Consider the following 23,784-nt stretch of genomic DNA (forward strand, 5'->3'; position numbering starts at 1 on the left):
CGAGGAGGTGGGGCCATGACGATCGACGTGTCGGCGGAGCGGGTGATCCCGCTCCCTGCCGAGCAGGTGGCCGAGTACGCCATGGACTGGCGCCACGACGCGGAGTGGACCCAGGGCATCCGCATCGCGCAGCTGACCCGCGAGGCCGACGCGGGCGGCTTCGGGGTCGGCGCGGAGGTGACGCGGACCGCGTACTTCCTCGGCCGGCGCCTCGACTACGTGCTGCGCGTGGCGTCGTACGACTTCCCCCGGCTGCTCGACATGGTGTCCGTGGCCGGACCGATGCCGATGCACGTCACCTACGCCTTCGACCCGCACCCGGACGGTACCCTCGCGCGCATCCGAGTCCGGGGCGGCACGGGCGGCTTCTACCGACTGGCGGGCCCGCTCCTGGCCCGCCAGGTCCGCTCGAACATCGGCAAGGACCTGCGCGACCTGGAGCGCAGGCTCACGGGACGCGCTGAGTGAGGGGTGGTCATGGCGTACGACGAGGGGCTCGCCCAACGGGTCAGGGAGCGGCTGGGGGCTGAGGCGGGCGTCTCCGAGAAGCGTATGTTCGGCGGCATCGCCTTCCTGGTGCGCGGGAACATGGCCGTCGGCGTGAGTGGCGACGACCTCATGGTCCGCGTCGGCCCGGACCGCACCGAGGCGGCCCTGGCCAGGCCGGGCACGAGGATCTTCGACATGACCGGGCGGCCGATGCGGGGCTGGATCCTGGTCGCCGGGGACGCACTCGGGGACGACGAGGTGCTCGGGGCGTGGATCGACGAGGGGTGCGCCTTCGCGGCGAGCCTGCCGCCCAAGTGAGTCCGAGTCCGTTAGGACCGGCGGCGGGGCTTGCCGCGACGGGGGCTCTTCGCGCCCTTCGTGCCCTTGGCGCCGCCGGAGCCGCCGCGTTGGCCGCGGCTGCCGGCTCCGGACTGCCGCCGTGTGCCGGCGCCGGCCTCGGGGCGCTTGCGCTTCGGCTGTTCCGTGGTTGCCGGGGTCTGGGACGTCGTACGGCCCCGGGTGCTGTTGATCGTGCGGCCGCGGACGACGCCGATGAAGTCCTCGACCTGGTCGGTGGTCGCGTCCTCCGGCCAGGACAGGGCGACGCTCGACTGGGGGACGTCCACGAGAGGGCGGTAGGTCAGGTCCCTGCGGTGGTGCAGGCGGGCCAGCGACTGGGGCACGACGAGCAGGCCGACGCCCGCCGCGACGAGCTCGACGGCGTCCGCGGTGGTCGCGGGGCGCTCGAAGGCGGGCTGCCCCGGGGGCCGCTCCCAGTCCAGGACGTCGTCGAGGGGGTGGAAGACGACCTCGTCGGCCAGGTCCTCGGCGGTCACCTCGTCGACCGCCGCGACGATGTGGTCCTTGGGGACCACGACGACCGTCGTCTCGGTGTAGAGGGGGATCGCGCTGAAGACCGTACGGTCGACCGGCAGCCGGACGAAACCGGCGTCGGCGTCGCCCGCGCGGAGCACGCCCTGCGCCTCTGCGGCGGTCACCGCGTGCAGGGTGAGGGGGATGCCGGGGAAGCGCTCCTCCCAGATCCGCACCCACTTCGCGGGGGTCACCCCCGGGACGTACGCGAGCCGGAAGGACGGTGCTGCTGCCGGGGTGGAAGGGGCTGCTTCCGGGGACGACGGGGGTACTTCCGAGCCTGTCACCTGGCCAGGTTACCGGCCGTGGTCGGCGCGGGTTCACCCAGTCGATACCCTGGACACCATGACGTCGCACCAGAACACCCAGACGATGAAGCCCGCCACCGCGGCGAAGAAGCTGGGTGTGTACCTCGAGGCCACCCCCGCCGAATTCCGTGAGGGTGTCGTCTCGCGCGCCGAGCTGAACGCGCTCCAGGCGGACCCGCCCCAGTGGCTGCAGGAGCTGCGGCGCAACGGCCCGCACCCCCGCCAGGTCGTCGCCCAGAAGCTGGGCGTCTCCATCGCGGGCCTGGCCCGTGGCGGCGTCACGGACCCCCTCACCACCGAGCAGATCGAGGCGCTGAAGCAGGAGCAGCCCGAGTGGCTGCAGAAGGAGCGCGCCACTCAGGCGGAGGTCCGCAAGGAGGCGGCGCGCCTCAAGGAGCGGGACGCGGAGCGGGCGGCGAGGCAGTCCTGACCTCGTCCTCGCCGGTGGAGGCGAGGCGCTCCTGCAGGCGTGCGTGCCGGAACTGGTGGACGGCGCCTGCTTGGCGTAGGACGCCGCGTTCATGGGCCTCGGCGAGGAAGGTCATCAGGCGCCAAGGGAGGCGGCCGGCCGTGCAGAGCCAGAGGCGCGTGGTGAGCAGGTGGCCCCAGGCCGAGAGGGCGAAGGCGATCAGGCCGGTGGGGAGGAAGACGATCGTCGCGGCGAACGACTGTCCGTTGGACAGGCCGCCGACGACGAGGACGGCGCTGAAGACGCCGACGACCGTGCTCAGGAAAGCGCGGACGATTCCCGTGTCACGGTCCGCGCGCAGACTCGCCAGCGGTCCCTGAGCGCGGGCGATGTCGACCGGTGCGCCGAGCCAACGGTGCAGGCCGGCGGCGAATCCGACCGCGACTCCGAGGCCGAGCCCTGCGTAGATCCCGGACGACAGGGCGGTGCTGATGAGCCGGCCCGCGTCCTGCCGGGCCAGCCACTCCCACTCGCGGTCCTTGACACCCCCGTACATGAGGTCCGATTCGGCGAAACGACCGTCCGGAAGGCGTACGGCGACGTCCGAGATACCCGCGGTGCCCAGCGACAGCTCCATCGGGGCCGTGATGGGGCGGCAGGACTCGGCGTGGTCGCCGGAGTCCTCGCACTGGTCCGCCGGGTCGCCGTCGTCCGCCAGGTCGAAGTACGGATCACCGTCGCGGTACTCGATGACGACGCCGGTGAGCGGCTGCGCTCGTTCGACGTATGTGTCTCCGTCGGGGCGCACGCCGTAGCGGGTGCCGTCGGCCGCGACGACGTAGCGGCCGCCGTCGGACGACCGGTGAACCGTGGCGTCGATCGGGAACTCGGCTCGTACGGTCGCCCGTGCCGCAGCCGTCCCGGCTTCCGCCAGCGCGAAGCCCATACCGAGCACGGTTCCGGCGAGCAGCCCCGCGCCGAGGCCCTGAGCCAGCGCCCTGCCGAATCGCCTCGTCTGACCGACCCCTCGCCGGCCGCGGCGCCGGTCTGCGGACTGCAGCGCGTCGGCGCCCTCGCCCCGGACGCCGTACACCCCGAGGACCACGGCGATCACGGTGGCGGCCAGCACGGACTTCTGCGTCGTCTCTTCGTTTCCGAAGCCGCTGAACGTGTGGGCGAGGTAGAACACACATGCACCGATGCCGAGCGCACCCACCACCTTCCACACCCAGCGGCCATGGCGCCGGCTGCCCAGCGCGGGGAACGGCATCGTCGCCGGCGTCGGCGCGCGGGCGACGCCGATGGCCGCCAGGGCTGTCGCCACGGCGACGCCGTAGAGGGCCCCGAAGGTGAGCCAGGCAAGGACGTCGTCCATGCCGGTGAACGGATCACCGGAATAGGGATCTTCGGCCAGCGACCGGGTGCCCCCGACGACCACACCCAGCGGGACAACGGCGGCCAGGATCAGCAGCAGCCTCCGTCTCGGGCCCGCGTCGTCGCGGGACAAGGCCACGTGCCCGAGGCAGAGGCCGAGCACGACGGCCGAGCCGGCCACCGACGGCCCGGGGTTGTCCCACCCCAGCCAGACGACCAGACAGACCAGTTCGAGGAGGGCACCGATCAGCAGCAACGGCCCCGCCCCGCGCAGCGGTCCCGGCAGTGCCGTACGCAGCTCCCACCACGCCAGATCCCGTGCGCCCCGGCACTCCAGATGCCGGGCCAGGAAACGGAGCCAGTGCACGGCCTCGTCCTCGCGCCACCGCGTGGACGTCCGGAACGACGCAGGCACGAACGCGTCCAGCAGGTGCCGCTCCAGCGCGGCCGGGTCGGCGAGGTCGGTCCGGCTGAGCAGTTCCGCGGGATCGGCGCCGGTGTCGCCGTACACGGCTCGGGCCATCGCCACCATCAGCGGCAGGCTGAAGACCTGGCGCAGACAGCGGGAGGCCGGTGCAGCGGGGTCGCGGCGTACCTCCTCGAGTACCGGACCCCAGGCCGTGGTGCGCCTGCCGTCGGGGCCGCGCACCGGGCGGGCCGTGCGGACCAGGTATCGGGCCGCCTCCTCGAACCCCAGCGGCTGGAGCTCGACCACCGCGGCCGACGTCAGAACGTCGCCGGCCTCGACGACTTCCGCGTACACCGTGCTGCGGCAGGTCAGCAGGAGCGGGGATCCTGTGTCGAGCTCGGTGTTGAGGCGCCAGACGGCCGGGGTGCGCAACGGGGCGGGCATTTCGTCGAGGCCGTCGAGGACGGGAAGAATGCGCCCTTCGGCCACGAGGTCCTTGGCCAGCGCGCTTCCTGACATGCCCTCAGCCGCCAGCGTCGGGTACGCCGCGATCAGACTCTCCGCGAGCCACTGCTTCAGGTCCTGGCGGTCGGGCCGCCAGGTGGACGCCTGAAAGACCACGGGGACGGGGCCGCCCGGCTCGCGGCGGTCCAGCAGGTCGAGGGTGAAGCGCACGGCGAGCACCGTCTTGCCGCTGCCGGGTGCGCCGAGGACGACCAGGCGGCGGGACGGCACATGGCCGAACAGCTGGGCGATCTCGGGGAGTCGGCCGTGCAGATCGGCGCACCCGCCGTCCTGCGGCGGCCGGCCGATGGAGTCGTCGAGATCGGACAGCCAGGCCGCGGCGGGCATCCAGTGCACGGCGAGGGGCTCGGGGTCCTGGAGCCGCCGTAGCCGCCACTCCGCCTGCCACTGTTCCCGTACGGCCGTGGCGAGCGCGTCGGCCGAGCGGTCCAGCAGCTCGTCCGGCGGGGTCACGGCGGGAGCGCGAGCCGTGCTGTACAGCAGCCCCGCGAGGGAGACGAAGAACCCCAGGACCGACAGGAGCGGGCCGGTCGCCTGGAGGCCGTCGCGCACGGTGACCGCGGCGACCGCCCCCGTGGCGATCACCGCGCTCGCCCACAGCCCACGCCGCCAGTACCTCATCCGCCGCGTCCCCCGTCTCGCGCCCGGCCGGTGCACGACATTCTCCCAAGACCGGCCACGCCACAACAGGTTTCACGGCTCAACTGCCCGTATTGGTCCGCTACTTGGCCGGGGTCGCACGGTCCCCCCTCTACCCTCAGGCCCCGTGCGGAACCCCGGGCCCGGCGCGAAAACCCGCATGCGGACACGCGTGTGGGTCTGGGACCATCCCGGAATGGTCCACCGTCTCGAACCCCTGGTCATCCGGCACGCTCACCGCCTCCCCTCTCCCGCGGGACCCGCCGGGGAAGGCGCCGTCGCGGCGCGGCAGTTCGACGCCGCGTTGATGTCCGTGGGATTCAAGCTCTCGGCGGAGCTGCTGACCCTTCTGTCGGGGCTGTCCGAGAGCACGGTCGTCGACACCGCGGTGCGGACGCTGGGCACCGTCCGTGAGATGGCCGGCGACCATGTGCGGCACAACGTGTACTTCATCGACTTCCCGGCCAACGTGCCGGACACGTACGACTTCTGGATGCGCTGCATCGCCGAGGCACTCGCCGACGACGCGACGCGTGCGAGCGTCCTGGAGCAGTTGAGCGACGGTGTGGTCAACCTGCTCACCCTGCCGTCGTACGGCCGCTACCAGCACACGTACGCCGAGATGCTCAGCCACCACGAGGAGCTGATCGCGGCGGCGGGCGACCGTGTGACGGTGCTGCACCTCGGTGGCGACGCGGAGGCCGAAGTCACCGCTCTTTACTTGGCGTTGGCGGGCAGCAGCACTCCGCTCGGCGAGGACGTGCTGCGTGATCTCCAGGTGCTCGCCGAGTCGTGCGTGGACGGGCCGCAGCCGGAGGCGATTCCGGTTCGGGAGAACCGTGCCGTGATCAACCGGGTCCGGCTGCGGGCCGGTTCGCCGCTCCTGCTGGACACCGTCACCGATGTGCTGCGGCTGGCCTGCGCGGTGTCGGGCGGTGACGTGACGCTCGTGGAAGCCACCCGGTTCCGGGGGCTGTCCCGGTCGGTGCGCCGTGCGCTGCTGGCCGGCCTCGACTCGGTGATCGCGGCCGCGCCCACCAAGCTCGCGGACGTCCATGCGCACCGCGAGGACTGGAAGCGGCTGGGCGAGCGGCTGCACCCGCACGAGTACCCGCAGTGGCCGCACGCCGCCGACGTGTTCGCGGTCGCGCGGGGTGAGAAGAAGGCGCGCTCCTTCGACAGCCAGGTCGAGGAGCTGCTCGGCATGCACGACGTCACCGGCGCGGCGAAGCTGCTGAAGTCCGCGCCCGGAAAGCTGTTCCGCTCCCTGGACCGACTGCTGCGCATGGCCCTCGACCAGGACGAGCGCACCACGGTCGCGGCCGCCGCCGAGGAGGTCGTGGCCCACGTCTCCGGGCGGGTCCTGCTGTCGGTCCGCGAACACCTCGCCAACCGCGCGCAGGACGCCGGCGAGCCCCGCGTGTTCGTGAACCGGCTCGGCCGCGCCTGGGTCACCGAGGACGAGCGTCCGCCCGTACTGCCGCCCGAGCGGGAGCGTCTGATCGCCGTCGTCGACGCGGAGATACGGCGCCGTCTGCCGGCCCCGGGCCATCTGCTGATCGACCCGGACGTCCTGGATGTCGCGCTGCCGCTGAGTGGGCGGGCCGCCCCGGCCGGGCTGGGCGTGCTGCCCCGCGGTTCGGTCTCGCCCGTGGACGGCGAGCTGCTGCGCTTCTTCGTGTACTGGAAGCAGGCCGCCCACCGCACCGACTACGACCTGTCGGCGCTGATGCTGGACGCCGACTACGCGACGGTCTGCTGGCTGGCGTACACCAACCTCAAGGACCTCGAGGGCGAGCACTCGGGTGACATCACCGAGGCACCCGACGGCGCCTCGGAGTTCATCGACCTGCGCCTCGGTGCCGTGCGCGGCGAGTTCATCGTCCCGCAGGTCAACATCTTCGCCGGGGAGGGCTTCGAGGAGGTCGAGGAGTCGTTCTTCGGGTTCATGCTGCGTGCGGCGCAGCAGCAGGGCCGTCCGTTCGAGCCGCGTACCGTCCGCATGAAGTCCGGCCTGCGCGGGCCGGGCCGGGTCGCACTGCCGCTGGCGTTCCTGCGCGGTCCCGACGGTCGGTGGCGTGCAAAGTGGCTGCACCTGTATCTGAAGGGGACTCCGGCTGCCAACCGGGTCGAGGCGAACCAGGTGTCGGTCGCCACGCTGCTGCGGGGCATCGTGGAGCGCGAGCAGCTGACCGTGCGCTATCTGACGGGCCTCATGGAGGCCACGACCACGACCCTGTGGGACGGCGAGACGGTCCCAGAGGGGCCTGTCACCTACATCGGTCTGCAGCGGCCCGACGGACTGCACCCGGAGTCGCGGATCCTCACCCCCGAGAATCTGCGCGACCTGATCCCCGCGTGACTGTTAGAGTCGGCCGTGGCGAGGCCATGAAGGGGCTTCCTTCTCACAACTCTCCAAAAGTTAGTCCCTTCGCTTTCCTCGCCACCCCTACTTACAGTCGGCTCAGCTGTCGTAGTCCACCGTCAGCTTCTCGGAGACCGCATACGACTGGCAGGTCAGCACATACCCTGCCTCGACCTCCGCCGGTTCCAGCGCGAAGTTGCGCCGCATGTCCGCCTTGCCGTCGGTGACCAGAGCCCGGCAAGTGCCGCAGACGCCGCCCTTGCAGGCGAACGGCAGGTCGGGGCGGGTGCGTTGGGCGCCGTCGAGAATGGTCCGCTCACGCGGCAGGGCCGCGATGGTGGACCGGCCGTCGAGGGTGATGGTGACCTGGCTGACGGGCCCCTGCGGGCCGCCCTCCTCGTGATGCACCTCCCGCACGGGCTCGTCGTCGGCGTAGAACAGCTCCTGGTGCACCCGCTCCGCCGGGACCCCGAGGCCCTCCAGCACCCGCTGCGCATCCCGGACCATCCCGTGCGGCCCGCACAGCCACCAGTGATCGGCGGCCCGTACGTCGACCAGCGCGTCGATCAGCGCCGACAGCCGGTCGGCGTCGATCCGGCCGGAGAGCACCTCCGCCTCACGGGGCTCCCGGGACAGGACATGGGCGAGCTGGAACCGGGTCGGGTACAGGTCCTTCAGATCCGCCAGCTCGTCGGCGAACATCACGGTGTCGGAGCGGCGGTTGCCGTAGAAGAGGGCGACCGTCGAGCGGGAGTCGGCGGCCAGGACGGACTCGGCGATGGACATCATGGGGGTGATGCCGGAGCCCGCCGCGATCAGCACGTGATGGCCGGGGGTCGTCAGGTCGGGGGTGAAGGCGCCGGTGGGAGCCATGACCTCGACGGTGTTGCCGGGGCGCACGTCGTTGACCAGCCACGACGAGAACAGACCGCCGGGCACGACCCTGACGCCGATCCGCGGACTCGCCCCGACCGGAGAGCAGATCGAGTACGACCGCCGCTCGTCCTGCCCGTCGATCTCGCGCCGCAGCGTCAGCGACTGACCGGGCGCGAAAGCGAACTCCTCGGCCAGCTCCGCCGGGATGTCGAAGCTGACGGCGACCGCGTCCGCACAGAGGGGCTGGACGGCGGCGACGCGCAGGGGGTGGAAGGCCGGACGGCGGCGGGTGCGCGGGCGGGCCGCGGCAGCCGTCTGTGCTTCCTTCAGGCCTTCCATTCAGATCTCCTTGACGTACTCGAACGGCTCGCGGCAGGTGCGGCAGCGCCACAGCGCCTTGCAGGACGTGGCGGCGAAGCGGGAGGTCTCCTCGGTGTCCGCCGAGCCGCAGCGTGGGCAGGTCACCGCGTGCCGGGTGGGGGACAGTACGAGCGGGACGGGGCCGGCGCCGCGCGGTGCGGGGCCGGGCGGGGCGATGCCGTGTTCGGCGAGCTTGCGGCGGCCGGCCGGGGTGATCCAGTCGCTGGTCCAGGGCGGATCGAGCACCGTGCGGATCTCCACACGCGCGTACCCCGCCGCACGCAGCCGCGCCGCGACGTCCGCCCGCATCTCGGCCATGGCCGGGCAGCCCGAGTAGGTCGGCGTCAGGCTCGCGACGACGGTGCCGTCCTCGGCCAGCTCGACGCCCCGCAGGACGCCCAGGTCGGCCAGGGTGAGCATGGGCAGCTCGGGGTCCGGCACCTGTTCGGCGATGTGCCGGGCGCGTCGTGCGTCGAGCAGGGTGGTCGGCATGATCACCACGCGGCTTCCGGGTGGGCGCGGGCGATGCCTTGCAACTCGGCCAGCAGGGGCGCGAGATGCTCGGTGTGCTCACCCGCACGGCCGGTGCCGGGCAGCGGCCGGTAGACCGGCATGGGCAGGCCGGCCGCCTCGGTGACCTGCTTCAGCACCGCGACGACCTCGTCCCGTACGTCGTACGCCGTGAACAACTCGCCCAGGTAGGGGGCCACTTGCTCCTGGGCCCGGCGCATCCGGCGGTGCGACTCGTCCGTGCCGTCGCCCAGGCGCACCGCCCACTCCGCCGCGTACTGCCGGTGGTAGGCCAGCTCCTTGACGCCCTTGGCGGCGATCGCCGCCAGCACGGGGTCCCGGTGCGACGTCAGCTGTGCGAAGTGCGCGAGGCGCCAGCTGGAGAGCACCAGCAGCCGCACGATCGAGAACGCGAAGTCCCCGTTGGGCAGTTCGGCCAGGCGTACGTTGCGGAAGTCGCCGGCGTCCCGGAAGTAGGCGTAGGCGTCCTCGTCGCGGCCGGTGCCGTCGACCTGGCCGGCGCGGGAGTACAGCAGGCGGGCCTGGCCGAGGAGGTCGAGGCCGATGTTGGCCAGCGCCACCTCCTCCTCCAGCTCGGGGGCGCGGGTGATCCACTCGGCCAGGCGCTGCGCCGAGATCAGGGCGTCGTCGGCCAACGCGACGCAAAGGGCCGCCAGTTCGCCGGTGTCGATGCCCTCGGGCACGGTGGTGTCGACGCCGTGCAAGGGGTCCTCGAAGCCGGTGCCGTAGGCCCAGCGGGTGTCGTCCTCGTGTCCCTCGGCGAGGGTCATGTAGACGTGGTCGTCACTCATGCCCTCTCCTTCAGATGTGCGGGACGTCGTCGGGGATGTCGTAGAAGGTCGGGTGGCGGTAGACCTTGTCGGCGCTGGGCTCGAAGAACGGGTCCTTCTCGTCGCGGGTCGAGGCGGCGATGTGCTCGGACCGCACCACCCAGATCGACACGCCCTCGTTGCGCCGGGTGTACAGGTCGCGGGCGTGGGTGAGCGCCATCCGGTCGTCGGCGGCGTGCAGCGAGCCCACGTGGACGTGGTTGAGCCCGCGCTTGCCGCGCACGAACACCTCGTACAGCGGCCACTCGGCCTTGGTGATCCCGTGGTCGCTCATGCCGCCGCTCCTTCACGCGCGCGTGCCGCCTGCTTGGCCGCGTGGGCGGTGGCCGCCTCCCGCACCCAGGCGCCTTCCTCGTGGGCGCTCCTGCGCCGCTCCATCCGCTGGGCGTTGCACGGGCCGTCGCCCTTGATCACCCGCATCAGCTCGTCCCAGTCGGGAGTGCCGAAGTCGTGGTGGCCGCGCTCGGCGTTCCAGCGCAGTTCGGGGTCGGGCAGGGTGACGCCGAGCTTTTCGGCCTGTGGGACGGTCATGTCGACGAAGCGCTGGCGCAGCTCGTCGTTGCTGTGCCGCTTGATCTTCCAGGCCATCGACTGCGCGGAGTTGGGCGAGGCGTCGTCGGGCGGGCCGAACATCATCAGCGACGGCCACCACCAGCGGTTCACGGCGTCCTGCACCATCTCGCGCTGGGCCTCGGTGCCGCGCATCATCGTCATCAGCAGCTCGTAGCCCTGCCGCTGGTGGAAGGACTCCTCCTTGCAGATCCGCACCATCGCGCGCGCGTACGGCCCGTACGAGCTGCGGCACAGCGGCACCTGGTTGCAGATCGCCGCGCCGTCCACGAACCAGCCGATCACACCGACGTCGGCGAAGCTCAGGGTCGGGTAGTTGAAGATCGACGAGTACTTCTGGCGGCCCTCGATCAGCCGGTCGGTCAGGTCCGCGCGGTCGGCGCCCAGGGTCTCCGCCGCCGAGTACAGGTAGAGACCGTGTCCGGCCTCGTCCTGCACCTTGGCGAAGAGGATCGCCTTGCGGCGCAGGGACGGCGCCTTGGTGATCCACTCCCCCTCGGGCTGCATGCCGATGATCTCCGAGTGGGCGTGCTGCGCGATCTGCCGGATCAGCGTCCTGCGGTAGCCGTCCGGCATCCAGTCGCGCGGCTCGATGCGCTGGTCGCGCGAGATCGTCGCATCGAAGTGCTCCTGGAGCTGCCCCTCGGGGGGCGCCTCGGCGGCGTGTGATGTCGTCATCGATACCAGCTTCCCCAACCGACCATTCGTTCGGTACCAGTGTGACGTGCTTCCCGGGGTGGAGCAAGACCCTTCCCCTACGCGAAAACGGCCCAGGACACCCCCTTGGGGTACCTGGGCCGTCCTCATGGCCTCGCGGAAGGCGTCACACGTTCGGCACCTTCAGCTTGTCCCAGCTGACCTTGCCGGGGATGCCGTCCGCGTCCTTGCCCTTGAAGCCCAGCTTCTGCTGCCAGGCGGCGTAGGAGCGGCGGTCGGCCTCCGTCCACTCGGGGCTCGGACCCTCCTCGTAGCGGCCGCACCCCTCGGCCACCAGGCGGCGGCCCATGGCGGTGATGATCGGCGACCTCTGCCCGACATGGAAGAAGCCGCTGCCCGGGAAGGGCTCGTACGTCGGCTTGGGCGCGGGCTTCGGGTCCGGGGCCGGCTCGCCGCCATCGCCGCCGCCCTTCAGCCGCTGGGCTATGCGCTTGCGCATACCGTCCATGGTGAAGCCGCGCGGGTCCTGCTTGCCCGGCTGCCACTCCTTGTGGCCGATGACCGAGCGCTCGCTCCAGCCGTGGTGGCGGCAGATCGCGGCCGAGACCTTCTCGATGGCCTCCTTCTGCGCCTCGGGCCAGGGGTCCTTGCCGTCGCCGAGGTTGATGCACTCGAAGCCGTAGAAGTGCGCGTTGCCGTCGGTGTCGGCCTCGTTGTCGGGCGGCAGCTTCGACTCGTTGATCACGGCGCGCAGGACGTCGCTGTCGCCGAGGCCGGCGTGGTTGGCCCGGCCGTTGCCGACGAGGTGGACGTGGCCCTTTTTGTCGATGACGCCGTGGCACAGCGGGCCCGGCAGGCCGGAGTAGCCGTTGTAGCAGATGTTGACGGAGGCCTCGGTGCCCTTGGTGACGGTGTGGTGGATCATCACGCCGTTCACCGGGCCCCAGGGGCCCTTGCTGTTGCGGTTGTGGGTGCGCCAGCTGCGGACCTCGTGGACCGTCAGGCCCTCCGCGCGCAGGATCTCCAGCATCTTGGACGCGCTCAGGGGCTTGGCCATTACTCGTCTCCCTCCGCCGCCGCCTCCGCCTCCGCGGTGGTCTGCGACCTCCCGCCCGACGGGTCCTCCGCCAACTGCTCCTCGCGGCGGGCCTGTTCCTCCGCCGCGAGCGTCGCCTCGTCCGCGGCCGGAATGCTGCTGGCCAGCGGGTTGAAGGCGAGGCGCAGGTCGACGGTGCCGCCCTCGCCCTTGACCAGGGCCAGCGGCGCGAAACTGCGGACGATGCCGAAGGGGCCCTGCAGCAGCGGGCGGCGTGCCGCGTCCGTGGGCCACTCGACACTGCCGGTGGCGGTGCGGGCCGGAATGATCCAGTGGTCGCCGGTGCGGTAGGCGGCGCCCTTGGCGAAGTACACCTCGACGCCGTCCTCCAGCGGCAGCCACTCCCCCTCGGCGACCGGGATCGCGCCACCCTTGAGTGCGGTCGTACGGCCCTTGCGCTTCGGTCCCTCGTGGTGGTCCCAGCGGCGCAGGTACGGGTTGAGGTGGGGCAGCCGGCCGACGGACGGGTCGGGCTCGGCGCTCAGGCGGACCCGGCGGCCCGGCAGGTCCAGTTCCTCGACCCGCAGCAGGGGCAGGGGTTCGAGGCGGGAGGCGTACGCGGTGTCGACGAACTCCACGTGGTCGCCGACGTCGAGGTCCAGCTTGTCGTCGTGGCCGAGCGACGCCAACTGCACCCAGGTGCCGTCGAGTTCGTCGACGGGGAACACCACCGAGCCGTTCTCCCGCGACCACTTGAAGGTGGCGTCCTTCGCCTCGCCACCCGCGTGCACCTCGACCCGGTACAGCTGGTTCTCCTGCCCCCGGTAGCGGGCGTCCGGCTTGACCAGGCAGGGGTCCTCGTCGGCGTGGTCGGGCCGTTCGCTGCGGGCGGCGAGGCGGGCGGTGGGCGTGGCCTGCTTCTGCGCCCACTTGTCGAAGGCGGCCCGGACGACCTCCTTGGAGGGGTCGCTCTCCTCGATCTCCAGAGCGGCGAGCGAGAGCGGCAGCACCTGCCACACGACCTTCACGCGGGCGGCGGTGTCCGGCATCGCCGCGCCGAGCGCGACCTCGCGCAGCGCCGGGTCCTCGGCGGCGGAGACGGCACGCTCCCAGACCTGCAGGTAGACCACGAACGGCGACTGGGCGGGCGAGGGCAGCCGGTCGCCGGGCTTCTCCGGGTCGCGGAAGCCGTCGGGCTGGTCCCAGTAGGTCCAGTGCGCGGGCGGGGCGGCGGTGTCCTGCTCCGCGGAATCCTCGGCGTCCTCGTCCGGGACCGGCACGCCGGGCGCCGGGCGGGTCGCGTCGCACAGGATGCCGTCGACGTAGTAGCGGCCGCCGTGGATGAAGAGCGTGTCGATGTCGTGCTTGCCGCCCACGTAGTCGATCTTGAAGCCCGCATCCCGCACCGGACCGCCGTACCGGCCGATCAGGTCGGCGGCGAGGGTGCGGGCCTGGTGGAGCTGGATCGCGGTCTGCTCGTTGATGTCCGCGTCGAGCTGGACGCGGCCCTGCTGGGCGATCACCGCCGAGTAGCGCCGCTGCGGGCGGAACGTGAGGCGGGAGAGGTCAGCGTGCATGAAGGGGGTCCCCCTGGTTCAGGAAAGTGCGGGTAGGGCTTACGGCGGCGGCGCGCATGCGATGGCTCATGGCTCACCTCACGTCACGAAGAAGATCCCGGCGTCCGTGCCCGCCGGGGTGTACTCCGCGAGCCGTGCCCTGAGGCCGTCCTCGCGCTGCGGCCGGTACAGGTCGTGGAAGGCGCCCATCTCGGCGCCGTCGTCCGAGCCGCGCCGGATCTCCTCGGCACACCGGTCGGCGAGCAGCCCGTACCAGGGCGTGCCGTAGCGCTCGGAGGTGAACAACGGCCGTACGCGACCGGCCTGGTCGGGACCGGCCAGGTCGGGCTGGCAGCGGTAGCGGCGCGGGGTGCGCGAGCCGGGCGGCACATACGAGTACCGCATGCACCCGATGCCGCGCCGGGCCACGTGCAGCCTGCCGGTGAAGACCGAGTTCTCGGCGATCTTCACGGCGTGCGTGTGGATCTCGCCGATCACGGTCGTGCGGTGCAGATGCAGTACGGCATGCGCGTGCCGGCAGTCCGGTGCGGACAGGGCCTCGCGGTCGCTGCCCGTCGCGTCGAGGATGCTGTCGCGGAGGTGGATGTCGAGCGGTTCCTCGCTCACCTCGTCGCCGATGACCTCGATGGTGCCGAGGATGCTGTGCTCGACCTGGAGGCATGCGGTAGTGCGCTCCAGGACGATGCTGGGCTCCTCGGGCGAGTGCGGCTCGCACTCGGGTTCCAGGGACCAGCCCGGGACGAGCGTGGAGTGCCGTACGACGACCGCGCCCACGGGACCGGTGACGTTGATGCCGCGTCCGGCGACCAGCAGGCCGTCGAGGACGATGCGCGGGCGCTCGTGCGGGGCGCAGTCCTCCGACACCGCGCGGATGTTGAGGGCGTCGGGGCGGTTGCTGTACCAGTCGAGCAGGCGTATCACCGGCCGCGTGCCTTCGGCGGCGCGGACTTCGAGGCGGTCGCCGGGGTCGAGGTCGAAGTCCAGCTGCTCCTGGTAGGCGCCGCTGTGCGTGATCTCGATGATGCCGGCGGGACCGGTCCGGTCGGCTCGGCGGTCGTGCTGCCAGGCCCGGTAGGCGTCCATGATCTGGCGGTACGGCTGTCCGGGCCCGACGCGGTAGACCTCGGCGTCGGGACGGGGCTCGCGGTCGAGGCGGTCGTACTCGCCGCCGCCCATGTCGGCGGCGAACGCGTAGTGGTAGTCCACCCACACGCCCTGCCGGGGCGCCGACCGTGACCCGAACGCGATCCGCCCCAGCTCGGGGTCGACAGCGACCTGGCCGCGCTTGGGCCGGTAACGCCAGTCGGACAAGTCGGCGACCACGATGTCCGACGGCGGTACGGGCTGGTCCTCGCCGTCGCGCCGGATGACGAGGCTCTTGCCGGGGCCGTAGTAGTCGGCGAGCCGGTCGTGGAGCCGGCGGCGGGTGATGAACGCCGGGACGTTGTCGATGGTCGCGATGTGCGTGGGCGACGGCTCCGGGAACGGCTTGGTGACCAGCGGGGTGTCGTTGCCCAGGATCGAGAACGTGTAGAGGTTGCGGGCGCGGTCGATGCAGTACGCCGGGGACTGCGTCAGCGAGTGCGCCTTCAGCCGCCAGACGAGCAGCGCGACACCGGCGGGCGTCAAACCCCCTTGCCTGCGACTGGAGTTGGCGCGACGTACGTCGACCGTACGGGACGTCGCTCCGAAGGGACCGCCCGCGAGGTCGAGGGCGGAGTCGTCGCGCAGGTCGACGAGACGGCCGCGTTCGCCGCGGTGGACGCCTGTGTCGCCGTACAGCTTCACCGGCTGGGTGTGGGAGACCTGCCGGGACAGCTCGACGGCGCGGGCGGGCCAGCCGGTGACCCGGTCGGAGAGTTCCTCCAGGAGGTGGAGGGTGCCCTTGCGGCGGCGGCCCGCGACCGTGGCGGCCACGTCGGCGCGCGGGGCGACTGCCTCGGCGAGGGCGGCACGGCCACCCTCGTGCAGGCCGGTGGTGAGGACGCGCTCGTAGCCGGGCAGGGTGCGGTAGCCGACCAGGTCGCCGAGGTACGGCAGCACCCAGGGCGCCGCCGTCTCCACGAACAGGTCCTCGTAGCCCTGCTGGACGCCGTCGCGGACCCGGTCGAGCTGCTCGGCGATCACCGCGAGCAGGGCGCGCAGCGGCTCGCCCTCCTCGGCGTCGCGGAGCAGGTGCCAGCGGGGCAGCAGCGCGGCGAGCCCGTCGGGTTCCCTGGACGTCGTCGCAGGGGACTGCGTCTCGAACTGGACATCCGCCGAGTGCGCGGCCATCACTTGACCTCCGTCAGAATCAGGGTGTCCGCGGCCTTCGGCGACAGCAGTGCGAGCTGGGCCGGGCGGATGCCGCGGAAGACGAACACCGAACGGCCCTTCGCCAGGCGCCGGGTGTCGGTGATGTCGGGGTTGAGGCGCAGGAGTTCGGCGAGCGGGACGCCGTACTTGGCGCAGATCTCCGACAGTGTCTCGCCGTTCGCGGCGCGGACCGTGTGGATCTTCTCGGCGTACGTCGCGGGGTGCGCCGGGACCGATGCCTTGGGCGGGCCGGGGTCGGTGAGGATCCCGGTGAGCTCCTCGGGCGTGGCGGACGCGGGGACGCCGGTGAAGACGTCCACGTCCACGTAGTCGACGCCGGGCACGGAGTGGGCCGTGGCCAGGACGTCCGACAGGCGGACGGGCTGTCCCAACTCCCGCCCCTCGTAGCCGAGTCGGCGGAGCAGGGCCAGGCGCAGGCGGGGCGCCACCATCTCCCAGGCATGGTCGGGAGCGACCTTCACCTTGGCGGCCACGAGCAACAGGACCAGCTCGCGTACGTCCACGCGGACGGGGAGGTTCATGTCCCCGTACTCGGTCAGCGCGCCGCGCAGAGCCTTGAGCGTGTCCGAGTCGCCGTCGATCGGCACGTCGTCCGTGCCGGCGACCGTCACGTGCAGCACGCGCCGCCGCCCGTCGAAGAGCTCGCGCGCGGCGGCCCGGCCGATGCCGGCGCGGGAGCGGGCGAAGTCCTCGTAGTCGGACGCGGAGACCAAGCGGTCCAGCGCCGACACGGCGAGCGGGATCGTACGGCGGGTCAGGCCGGGGCCGTCCGCGTCCGCGCCGCCCTTGGCCGCACGCGGGTTGGTGACCTGCGTGACGCCGAGCGGCCGGGTGAGGGGCTGGGTGACGCGGTCGGCGGCGACGTTGGCGGCCTTGCCGGTGCCGAAGCGGTAGCGGGCGCGGACGTTCTCGTGGCCGGACGGCAGCCGGGCGCCGTTGATGCCGTCGCCGAAGGTCACCGTCGTACGGCCGTCGGCGGTGGAGCCGGTGATGTAGACCCGCTCGACCGGGCCGCGTCCGGCGAGGCTGTCGACCTCGTGCCAGAGGACGCCGTCCACCCGGATCTCCAGCACCGGTGTGGCGCCGAGTGGGTTGTCGTCGGCGAGCCAGGTGAGCGGGGACTGCCATAGCGCGAACGTCTGGTTCACGCGGTCCGAGTCACCGCTGCCGATGGCCTCCTCGCGGCTCTCGCCGTGGGTGGCCTCGACGACGTTGCCGAGGATCCTGACGGTCTCGCGGCGGTAGCGGTGGGCGAGATCGGCGGTCAGGGTCAGGCGGGTGTGTACATGGTCGCCGGGCAGTTGCGGGTCGACGGCCGGGTCCGCCGCGGCGATCGTGACGACCTCGGTGGCCTGCACGCCCGCGGTGCCCGGGATGTCACTGCGCTCGCCGCTCACGATGAGCGTCCGCCCGGGCCGCAACCCGTCGTACAGCTGCGCGAGTTCGATCTCGTTGCCGTGGACGTCCTCGCCGAGCGGTTCGTCGGCGAGGCGGAGCGGCTCGCCGGCCGCGTGGACGGTGGTGTCGCGGATGTGCGAGAGCAGGACGTCGAACTCGTCCAGCCACGGGTCGGCCAGGGTGAGTTCGGTGCCGCGGCCGGTGATGCCGTAGTTGGTGTACGCCGCCGTACGCGCCGCGACGACCTGGGTGGTGACGAACGCGAGCCTGGCGTCGCCGGGGACGCCGCCCTGGGCGCCCTTGGCGGGGCGCTGGATCGCGACCCAGCTGCCGACCGTGATGCCGGTGTGCACCGAGTCCAGCTGGAGCACGCGGCGGTTCAGGGGCTCGGGCTTGCTGGCGATCACGACCTCGACGTTGGGCTCGGTGGTGCCCACCGTGTACTTGAGGCTGACCTCGTACTCGCCGTGAGTGAACTGCTCGCTGGCGTTCGGCCGCAGCGCGATCTGCTCGGACGTGCCGTTGTGGACGCCGACGTGGACCAGGCCCTCGTCGTCCGGGCGGGACACGAACAGCGTGCGCTCGGGCAGACCCGACTGGAAGCGGGCCGTGACACCGGGCTCCTGGGAGTCGGCGGGGCGGCGGTTGAGCCAGCTGAGGTCGCGGTCCTGGCCGGAGCGTACGGACAGCTCGACCTGACCCGTGCCGAGCGGGAACCTGACCGGCTGGGTGACCGGCAGGTTCTCGGCGCGCTGGTCGGAGCTGCTGCCCTCGACGTACTGGAACTCGGCTCGGACGGGCGTGCGGCCCGACGTGTCGTACACGACCCGCATGCTCGCCAGCACCGCGCCCGTGAGCGGCCAGTCGGCGGTGCGGATGACCCGGCCGCGATCGTCCTGGACCGGCTTGAGCGGGGCCGTGGCGCCGAAGGGGGCGGCCGTGACGCGCATGGCGAGCAGTTCGCGCAGGAGCTGCGGGGTGCCGGGGACGGCGGACGCCGCCTTGCGCCAGGCCGGGTAGAGGCTGCCGAGGCCGGGGTTCAGGGCGGAGAGCAGGCGGGCGGTGTCGCTGCCGGGGCGCTGGTGGCCGGTGCCGCCATGCGGGGCGGGGGTTGACGCGCGCAGGGCGGGGAGGACAGCGCCCAGGGCTTGAGAAGCGGCGGTGCGCGGATCGCCCTGAAGGGGCGCGGGGAACTGCGCGACCAGCCCAGACGGCGCGGCAGACGATCGACCACCGGTCGCGGCACTCTCTGTCTGGGCAGGCGCCAACTCCAGTGCCCGTTCACCGAGTTCCGCCAGTACGGCCTCCAACTGTTCAAACCAAGCGGCAACCTCCTCGTACGGCTCGGCCGGCACCTGTGCCTCCCCGAGCCGCGCCACGGGCTCCGCGAGCCGGGCGGCAAGCCGCTCAGGAGTCTTGATGCCGTCCAGGTCGTCCCGCAGAGGCGCGAGCACCTGGTCCTCGAAGTCCTCGATCAGCCGGCTGACCGGCCGCGGGTTGGGGACCTCGGGCGTGGGGGGCTCGTCGCCCGGCTCGCCCGGGGCCGCGGGCGCGGCGGTCCAGCGCCGCACCTCGTCGACGAGCTCCTTCAGCGTCGGCGGGGCCGACTTCGGCAGGGAGATCGCCGTGATCTCGTCGTCCCGGTCGATACGCGCCTTGGCGACGGGCAGCAACTTGCGCTCGCCGCCTGCCTGTTCACCGAAGACGAAGAGCAGCTGGTCGCCGGTCTGGAGGGAGTTCGCCGTGCCCTCGACGAAGATCTCCGAGCGCCGCTCCAGGTCCTCGGGCGTGACGAGGGAGGGGCGCCGGCGGCGGACCTTCAGCTCGTTCCAGTCCCAGCGGGCCGTCAGGTCGCGGCTCGTCTCGAAGGTGAGGGACTGCTCGTCGGCGGAGGCGGGCACGCTGTGGCTGCGGGCGCCGCGCGGGATGGTGACCGGCAGGGCCTCGGCGCGCGGGTCGCGTTCCAGCGTGTACGCCAGGTGCGTGGCGGCGGCGACGCCGGGGCGCGGGCGGTGGCCGACGAGGCGGCCGAGCAGGACCAGGGAGCGGTGCTCGTTGGCCGTACGGATGTAGGCCTCGTCGGCGATGCGCTCGGAGTGGAAGGTGAGCAGGTCACCGAGGACGGCGGTGGCGTCGAGCAGGCCGATCGCCGGGTCGTCCGGGGTGCGCACGGTCAGGCCGTTCAGCGCCGGGTACGCCGGTGAGGCGAGCCGGTCGAGCAGGGCGGCCCGGAAGGAGCCGTACTCGCCGACGCGGTAGTCGAGGGCCGTGCGCCCGGGCGGGTTGTGCACGGGGGCCGGCGCGAGGCGCTCGTCGTGGCCGCCGCGGCAGGCGCCGCCGCAGCTGCAGTCGTCGGTGATCGTGCCCTCGGTCATCGCTCCCCCGGTCATCGGGCACCTCCCAGGGAAATCGCCAGCCGGCCGTTCTCCGGCCGGTCCGGGTCGTTGTCGCAGGTGGCGATCTCCAGCGGTCCGAGCCGCAGCACGCCGTCCTCCCTCTCTCCTCGGTCCGGCTCGAACAGCCGCTGCAGCCGGGTGACTTGGACGCTTTCCACACCGGGCACCGCGGCCGCGACGGCGACCACACGGCTCAGCCGTACCGGTTCGCCGAAGGTCAGCGCGTCCGGGTGGAAGAAGCCGAGGCGTCCGTCGGCGAGGCGGCCGTTGCCCAGGACGCGGTAGAGCTCGGCCAGGATCTGCCCGTGCTGGTGGCCGGGCTTGGCGCACACGGTGAGCGCGATGTCCAGCGGGACGAGACGCGCGGCGCCGACCACGAGGTCGTGGCCGATGCGCCGGTACGGCTCCAGGGACTGGGCGACCGACGCCAGCAGCTCGGCCGACGGGGCGCCGGTGCCGTACGCGTCGATCGCGAGGTGCGCCTCCTGGACGCTGCCGGTCCAGCGGAGCTCCGCCGCCGCCCGCTGCACGCCGGGCAGGGCGGTGGCGAGGGCCGCGTAGTCCTCGGCCGTCACGGCGCGCAGGCGGGTGCGGCGCAGGTCGAGCGGGGCCAACTGACGTACCTGCTCGACGGGTTCGGGCTCGGTGCCGCCGGTGGCGGGCAGCGGGTTGCGCACGACGGCGGCGGGCGGGTTCTCGCAGTCGGACTGGACGACGAGGTGGTTGATGGCTTCGGCGCCGACGTTGCCCGCGGTGCCACCTCCGAGCCGGTAGTGCAGGGCGAGCAGGTACCCGGGCGTCGGCTTGGCGCCATGGCGCCCGTCGCCGAAGCGCAGGGCGAGGCGGCCGTCGTCCTCGAGCTCGCCGACGAAGTGCCGGTCGCGAGGCCCGCTGTCGAGCAGGTCCCGGCGCGGCTCCCAGACCAGGTCGCCGTCCCCCTCGTGCAGGCGTACGGCGGGCAGGGCGCGGCGGGGATCCTGGTCGAGCGCGGCGGTGGCGGAGCCGCGCAGCACCGGCTCCTCGGGGTGCAGACCTGCCGCGTACGCCGGGCCCCAGCTGTGGGCGATCTCCCAGGCGATGTCGCCGTCGAGGACGGTACCCGCGCGGGCGCGTGCCGTGAGGACCTCGATGCGGCGCAGCTTCGCGTCGAGCAACTGGTCGCTGCGGTGCAGGAGTTCACGCAGGGCGCGGACGGGGTGGCGGCGCAGCTCGATCCGCTCCAGGATCTTCAGGCCGTAGATCACGGTGAGTTCCGCGATCTCGGCATCCGCGAGGCCGTCCCGGTCGCGGGCGCTGCGCCACAGCTCGACGAGCCGCTGCCGGACCCGCCCCGGAATCGCGGCGATCCGCTCGGCCTGCCCGGCGGCGACCGTACCGGCGTCCGGGAACGGCACCGCCTGCACCACGGGCGCGCGGCCGAGAACGGGACGGAAGCGGGGCCGGATGCCGGGGTAGACCGACTGGGCGAGCAGCGTGCGCAGGGCGGCGGCCTGGGCGTACGCGGTGCCGGGGACGACGCGCTCGTGGCGCTGGCCGGCGCGCTCCAGGCCGATGCCGGCCCTTACGGTCGTTCCCTCGCCGACCACCTGGAACAGCTCACGGGCATCGTCCGGCGTGAGCGCCTCGCCGGATTCCGCCTTGTCCGTCAGGGAGTTGATGAGCCGGGCGGGCGCGTTGCCCTCGTCGCGGTCGGGGCAGCCGAAGGCCGGCGGGTCGCAGGGGGCGACTACGGCGGGGACCTGCGGGACGGTGAACGTCTCGGGGAGCCCGTGGAGCGTGCGGCCGTGGTCGACGAGGACGACGTTGCCGCGGGCGAGGGACACGTGCTCGACGGGCAGGCAGTCGCGGCCGCCACGGGTGGTGAGGCAGAGCGGGAAGCGCAGGGCGTCCTCGGTGGCCCAGGTGACCTCCAGGACCGGCTGGTCCTCGATGCGGTCGACGGCGGGGGTGACGGAGGTCAGGCGTACGGCCTGCCGGTGGCTCGGGTCGGCGTCGCCCGGGGTGCCGGTGCGCGGGCCCTTGACCTCCTCCAGGACGAGCACGTCCCCCGCCCTGAGGTCGAGTCGCCGCTCGCGGCAGGTCTCCGGGTCGACCCACTCGTCGCGCAGGGTGGCGGAGGTGGCGCCCTTCGGCAGGGTGCAGACCTCGCCACCCCACGTCCACAGGCGGATCGCGTTGTGCGCGACGCGCAGCTGCAGCGGGTCGGCGGTGACGACGGGTTCGAAGACCTCCACCGAGCCGCGCTCGTCCAGGTCGCCGAGGTCGGCCTCGTCGATGACGGTGCCGGGTTCGGGCCGGTCGTGCGGGTCGAGGGTGCGGACGTCGACGGAGGCGAAGCGGTAGGTGCCCGGCGCGAGGGTGTGGTCCCCGGCGGTCTCGACGGCGACGTAGGCGCGGGCGGTGCAGCCGTCATGCATCGCGTAGTCGATGAGCCGGACATGACGCCGTACGGACACGCGGCGGCGGGCGGTGTCGAGATACGCCTCGGTGGCTACCGCGTCCTGCTGGTAGCTGATCTGGTCGCCGGTGTACGCGAGCAGCTCGACGAGGGTCATGCCCAGGTCGGCGGGGTTGCGCTCGACCCAGTCGGGTGTGGTGAGCGCGAGCCGGTCGAGGAGCAGCTTGCGGATGGTGTCGTAGTCGCGGGCCGTGTAGTCGATGACCGGCGCGGACGGGAAGCCTTCGGGCTCCTGTTCGCCCTCCGTGCAGTCGAAGGGGGTCGGGCAGTCCGGCCGGAAGGCGAAGGTCGCGCTGTGGTAGCGCTGGTCGAAGCCGCGGTACGGCTCTGTCCCGGGCCGTCCGTACGGGTCGGTCTCGACGAGGGAGAGCCGGTAGCGGGAGGTGTCGCCGGCCTTGTCGAGGGTGACGTAGAGCCGGTCGTCGAGCTCGGGGTCCTCCTCGCGCTCCACGCTGACGTCGACGGCGGTGATGCCGGTGACGCGGCGGCCGCCGTCGATGCGGACGTTCTCGGGGACGAGGCCGTGCGGGGCCTTGCCGAGGAAGGTCACGGTGAGCAGCAGCCCGTCGTCGCTCACCTCGACGGCGTCGATGCCGCCCAGCTGGGCGGCGCGGACCTTGGCCCGGCGGGAGGTGGTGGTCGTACCGGTCATGCCGTGGCCCTCCCTTCGAAGACGTCGTCGCGCCGGGCGCCGTCGGCGCGTACGACGTACGACAGGTACACACGGACGACGTTGTCCTCGCTGACCACGTCGAGGGCCTCCACGTCGATCAGATCGCCGAGCCAGCGCTGCAGCGAGGCCTGCACGGAGAGTTCGAGGGTGCTGATGAGCTCGGGGCTGGTCGGGGCGAAGACCAGGTCGAGCAGTCCGCAGCCGAAGTCGGGGCGCATCACACGCTCGCCCGGGCTGGTGAACAGCAGCTGCTCGATGAGGTCGTGGACGTGCTCGCCGTGGGTGGCGTGCGCCGTGCGGCCCCGGCGGTCGGCGCGGAACGGGAACGCGATGTCGCTGCGCGGACGCCGGCTGACGTGGCGGCTCATCGGACGGTGACCTTTCGCTGCGCGGCCTGGACGACAGGCGGTCCCTGCGGCACGAAGGCCGCGGTGAAGCACTCGGCCGCGGAGGTGTCCAGCAGCACGGGCACGCCGTCGACGGTGATGCCGGTGCCGTCGGCGGTCCAGCGGACCGTGACGCACGGCGCGGGCACGCGGTCAACGGTGTGCGGGCAGCCGGTGACGACGTAGCTGTGCGCGGCCGTCGCCACGGCGGCGCCACCGGCTCGTACGCCGCCGGAGGGTGTGCCGGCGGCGATGACGCGACCGCCGTGCGGGCAGCCGATCACGGCGTCGGCATCAAGCAGACTCCCGGGCATGTTCCTGGATCCCCC

18 protein-coding genes are annotated in these 23,784 nt (G+C 72.5%); 4 read left to right on the plus strand and 14 right to left on the minus strand.

What is annotated here, in order from left to right; all coding sequences use genetic code 11:
- Nucleotides 1–15: 15 nt before the first annotated feature.
- On the plus strand, nt 16–468 hold the full coding sequence (locus ACQEV2_RS04670; protein ID WP_433036809.1) for an SRPBCC family protein: 453 nt from the start codon (nt 16–18) through the stop codon (nt 466–468).
- Between the two features lie 9 nt (nt 469–477).
- Nucleotides 478–807 carry a TfoX/Sxy family protein gene (locus ACQEV2_RS04675; RefSeq protein WP_433036811.1) on the plus strand — a complete coding sequence of 110 codons (330 nt, stop codon included), beginning with the start codon at nt 478–480 and terminating at the stop codon, nt 805–807.
- 11 nt (nt 808–818) lie between these two features.
- Here the strand turns inward: ACQEV2_RS04675 and ACQEV2_RS04680 are convergent, their stop codons facing one another.
- A complete protein-coding gene (locus tag ACQEV2_RS04680) occupies nt 819–1,649 on the minus strand; it encodes a LysR family transcriptional regulator substrate-binding protein (RefSeq protein ID WP_433036813.1) in 831 nt (276 codons plus the stop codon).
- Between the two features lie 58 nt (nt 1,650–1,707).
- On the opposite strand from ACQEV2_RS04680, the gene ACQEV2_RS04685 reads away from it, so the two are divergent.
- Nucleotides 1,708–2,100, plus strand: coding sequence for a DUF5997 family protein (locus ACQEV2_RS04685; RefSeq protein WP_433036815.1), 393 nt, complete (start codon nt 1,708–1,710; stop codon nt 2,098–2,100).
- Here ACQEV2_RS04685 and ACQEV2_RS04690 read toward each other — a convergent pair.
- Nucleotides 2,060–5,008 (minus strand): NACHT domain-containing protein, encoded by a 2,949-nt coding sequence (locus ACQEV2_RS04690; protein WP_433036817.1) that lies wholly within the window; start codon nt 5,006–5,008, stop codon nt 2,060–2,062. The genes ACQEV2_RS04685 and ACQEV2_RS04690 overlap by 41 nt on opposite strands.
- A gap of 214 nt (nt 5,009–5,222) precedes the next feature.
- On the opposite strand from ACQEV2_RS04690, the gene ACQEV2_RS04695 reads away from it, so the two are divergent.
- On the plus strand, nt 5,223–7,388 hold the full coding sequence (locus tag ACQEV2_RS04695; RefSeq protein ID WP_433036819.1) for a TerD family protein: 2,166 nt from the start codon (nt 5,223–5,225) through the stop codon (nt 7,386–7,388).
- A 102-nt stretch (nt 7,389–7,490) separates the two neighbouring features.
- Here ACQEV2_RS04695 and paaE read toward each other — a convergent pair whose 3' ends face one another.
- From paaE to ACQEV2_RS04755, 12 genes are all read right to left on the minus strand, one after another.
- Nucleotides 7,491–8,606, minus strand: a complete 1,116-nt coding sequence (gene paaE / locus ACQEV2_RS04700) for a 1,2-phenylacetyl-CoA epoxidase subunit PaaE (RefSeq protein ID WP_433036821.1) — start codon at nt 8,604–8,606, stop codon at nt 7,491–7,493.
- Nucleotides 8,607–9,119 (minus strand): 1,2-phenylacetyl-CoA epoxidase subunit PaaD, encoded by a 513-nt coding sequence (gene paaD, locus ACQEV2_RS04705; RefSeq protein WP_433036823.1) that lies wholly within the window; start codon nt 9,117–9,119, stop codon nt 8,607–8,609.
- Between the two features lie 2 nt (nt 9,120–9,121).
- Nucleotides 9,122–9,949, minus strand: coding sequence for a 1,2-phenylacetyl-CoA epoxidase subunit PaaC (paaC, locus tag ACQEV2_RS04710; RefSeq protein ID WP_433036825.1), 828 nt, complete (start codon nt 9,947–9,949; stop codon nt 9,122–9,124).
- A gap of 10 nt (nt 9,950–9,959) precedes the next feature.
- Complete coding sequence (paaB, locus tag ACQEV2_RS04715) at nt 9,960–10,262, minus strand: 1,2-phenylacetyl-CoA epoxidase subunit PaaB (RefSeq protein WP_433036827.1); 303 nt, start codon at nt 10,260–10,262, stop codon at nt 9,960–9,962.
- Entirely contained in the window at nt 10,259–11,236 is a 978-nt protein-coding gene (gene paaA, locus ACQEV2_RS04720; RefSeq protein ID WP_433036829.1) for a 1,2-phenylacetyl-CoA epoxidase subunit PaaA, read from the minus strand. Before paaA ends, paaB begins: the two co-directional genes overlap by 4 nt.
- Before the next feature lie 145 nt (nt 11,237–11,381).
- Entirely contained in the window at nt 11,382–12,272 is an 891-nt protein-coding gene (locus ACQEV2_RS04725) for a peptidoglycan-binding protein (protein WP_433036831.1), read from the minus strand.
- Complete coding sequence (locus ACQEV2_RS04730; protein WP_433036833.1) at nt 12,272–13,828, minus strand: DUF6519 domain-containing protein; 1,557 nt, start codon at nt 13,826–13,828, stop codon at nt 12,272–12,274. The genes ACQEV2_RS04725 and ACQEV2_RS04730 overlap by 1 nt, the downstream gene beginning before the upstream one ends.
- 78 nt (nt 13,829–13,906) lie before the next feature.
- Entirely contained in the window at nt 13,907–16,102 is a 2,196-nt protein-coding gene (locus tag ACQEV2_RS04735; RefSeq protein ID WP_433036835.1) for a hypothetical protein, read from the minus strand.
- The gene (locus tag ACQEV2_RS04740; protein ID WP_433036842.1) at nt 16,102–19,932 is read right to left on the minus strand and encodes a putative baseplate assembly protein; all 3,831 of its coding nucleotides are present in this window, start codon (nt 19,930–19,932) and stop codon (nt 16,102–16,104) included. Before ACQEV2_RS04740 ends, ACQEV2_RS04735 begins: the two co-directional genes overlap by 1 nt.
- A complete protein-coding gene (locus tag ACQEV2_RS04745; RefSeq protein ID WP_433036844.1) occupies nt 19,929–23,048 on the minus strand; it encodes a putative baseplate assembly protein in 3,120 nt (1,039 codons plus the stop codon). The genes ACQEV2_RS04740 and ACQEV2_RS04745 overlap by 4 nt, the downstream gene beginning before the upstream one ends.
- Entirely contained in the window at nt 23,045–23,437 is a 393-nt protein-coding gene (locus tag ACQEV2_RS04750) for a GPW/gp25 family protein (RefSeq protein ID WP_433036846.1), read from the minus strand. Before ACQEV2_RS04750 ends, ACQEV2_RS04745 begins: the two co-directional genes overlap by 4 nt.
- The gene (locus ACQEV2_RS04755) at nt 23,434–23,769 is read right to left on the minus strand and encodes a hypothetical protein (protein WP_433036848.1); all 336 of its coding nucleotides are present in this window, start codon (nt 23,767–23,769) and stop codon (nt 23,434–23,436) included. The genes ACQEV2_RS04750 and ACQEV2_RS04755 overlap by 4 nt, the downstream gene beginning before the upstream one ends.
- Between the last annotated feature and the right edge of the window lie 15 nt (nt 23,770–23,784).

The sequence above is a fragment of the Streptomyces sp. CA-251387 genome, from assembly GCF_050936625.1.
Taxonomy (GTDB): domain Bacteria; phylum Actinomycetota; class Actinomycetes; order Streptomycetales; family Streptomycetaceae; genus Streptomyces.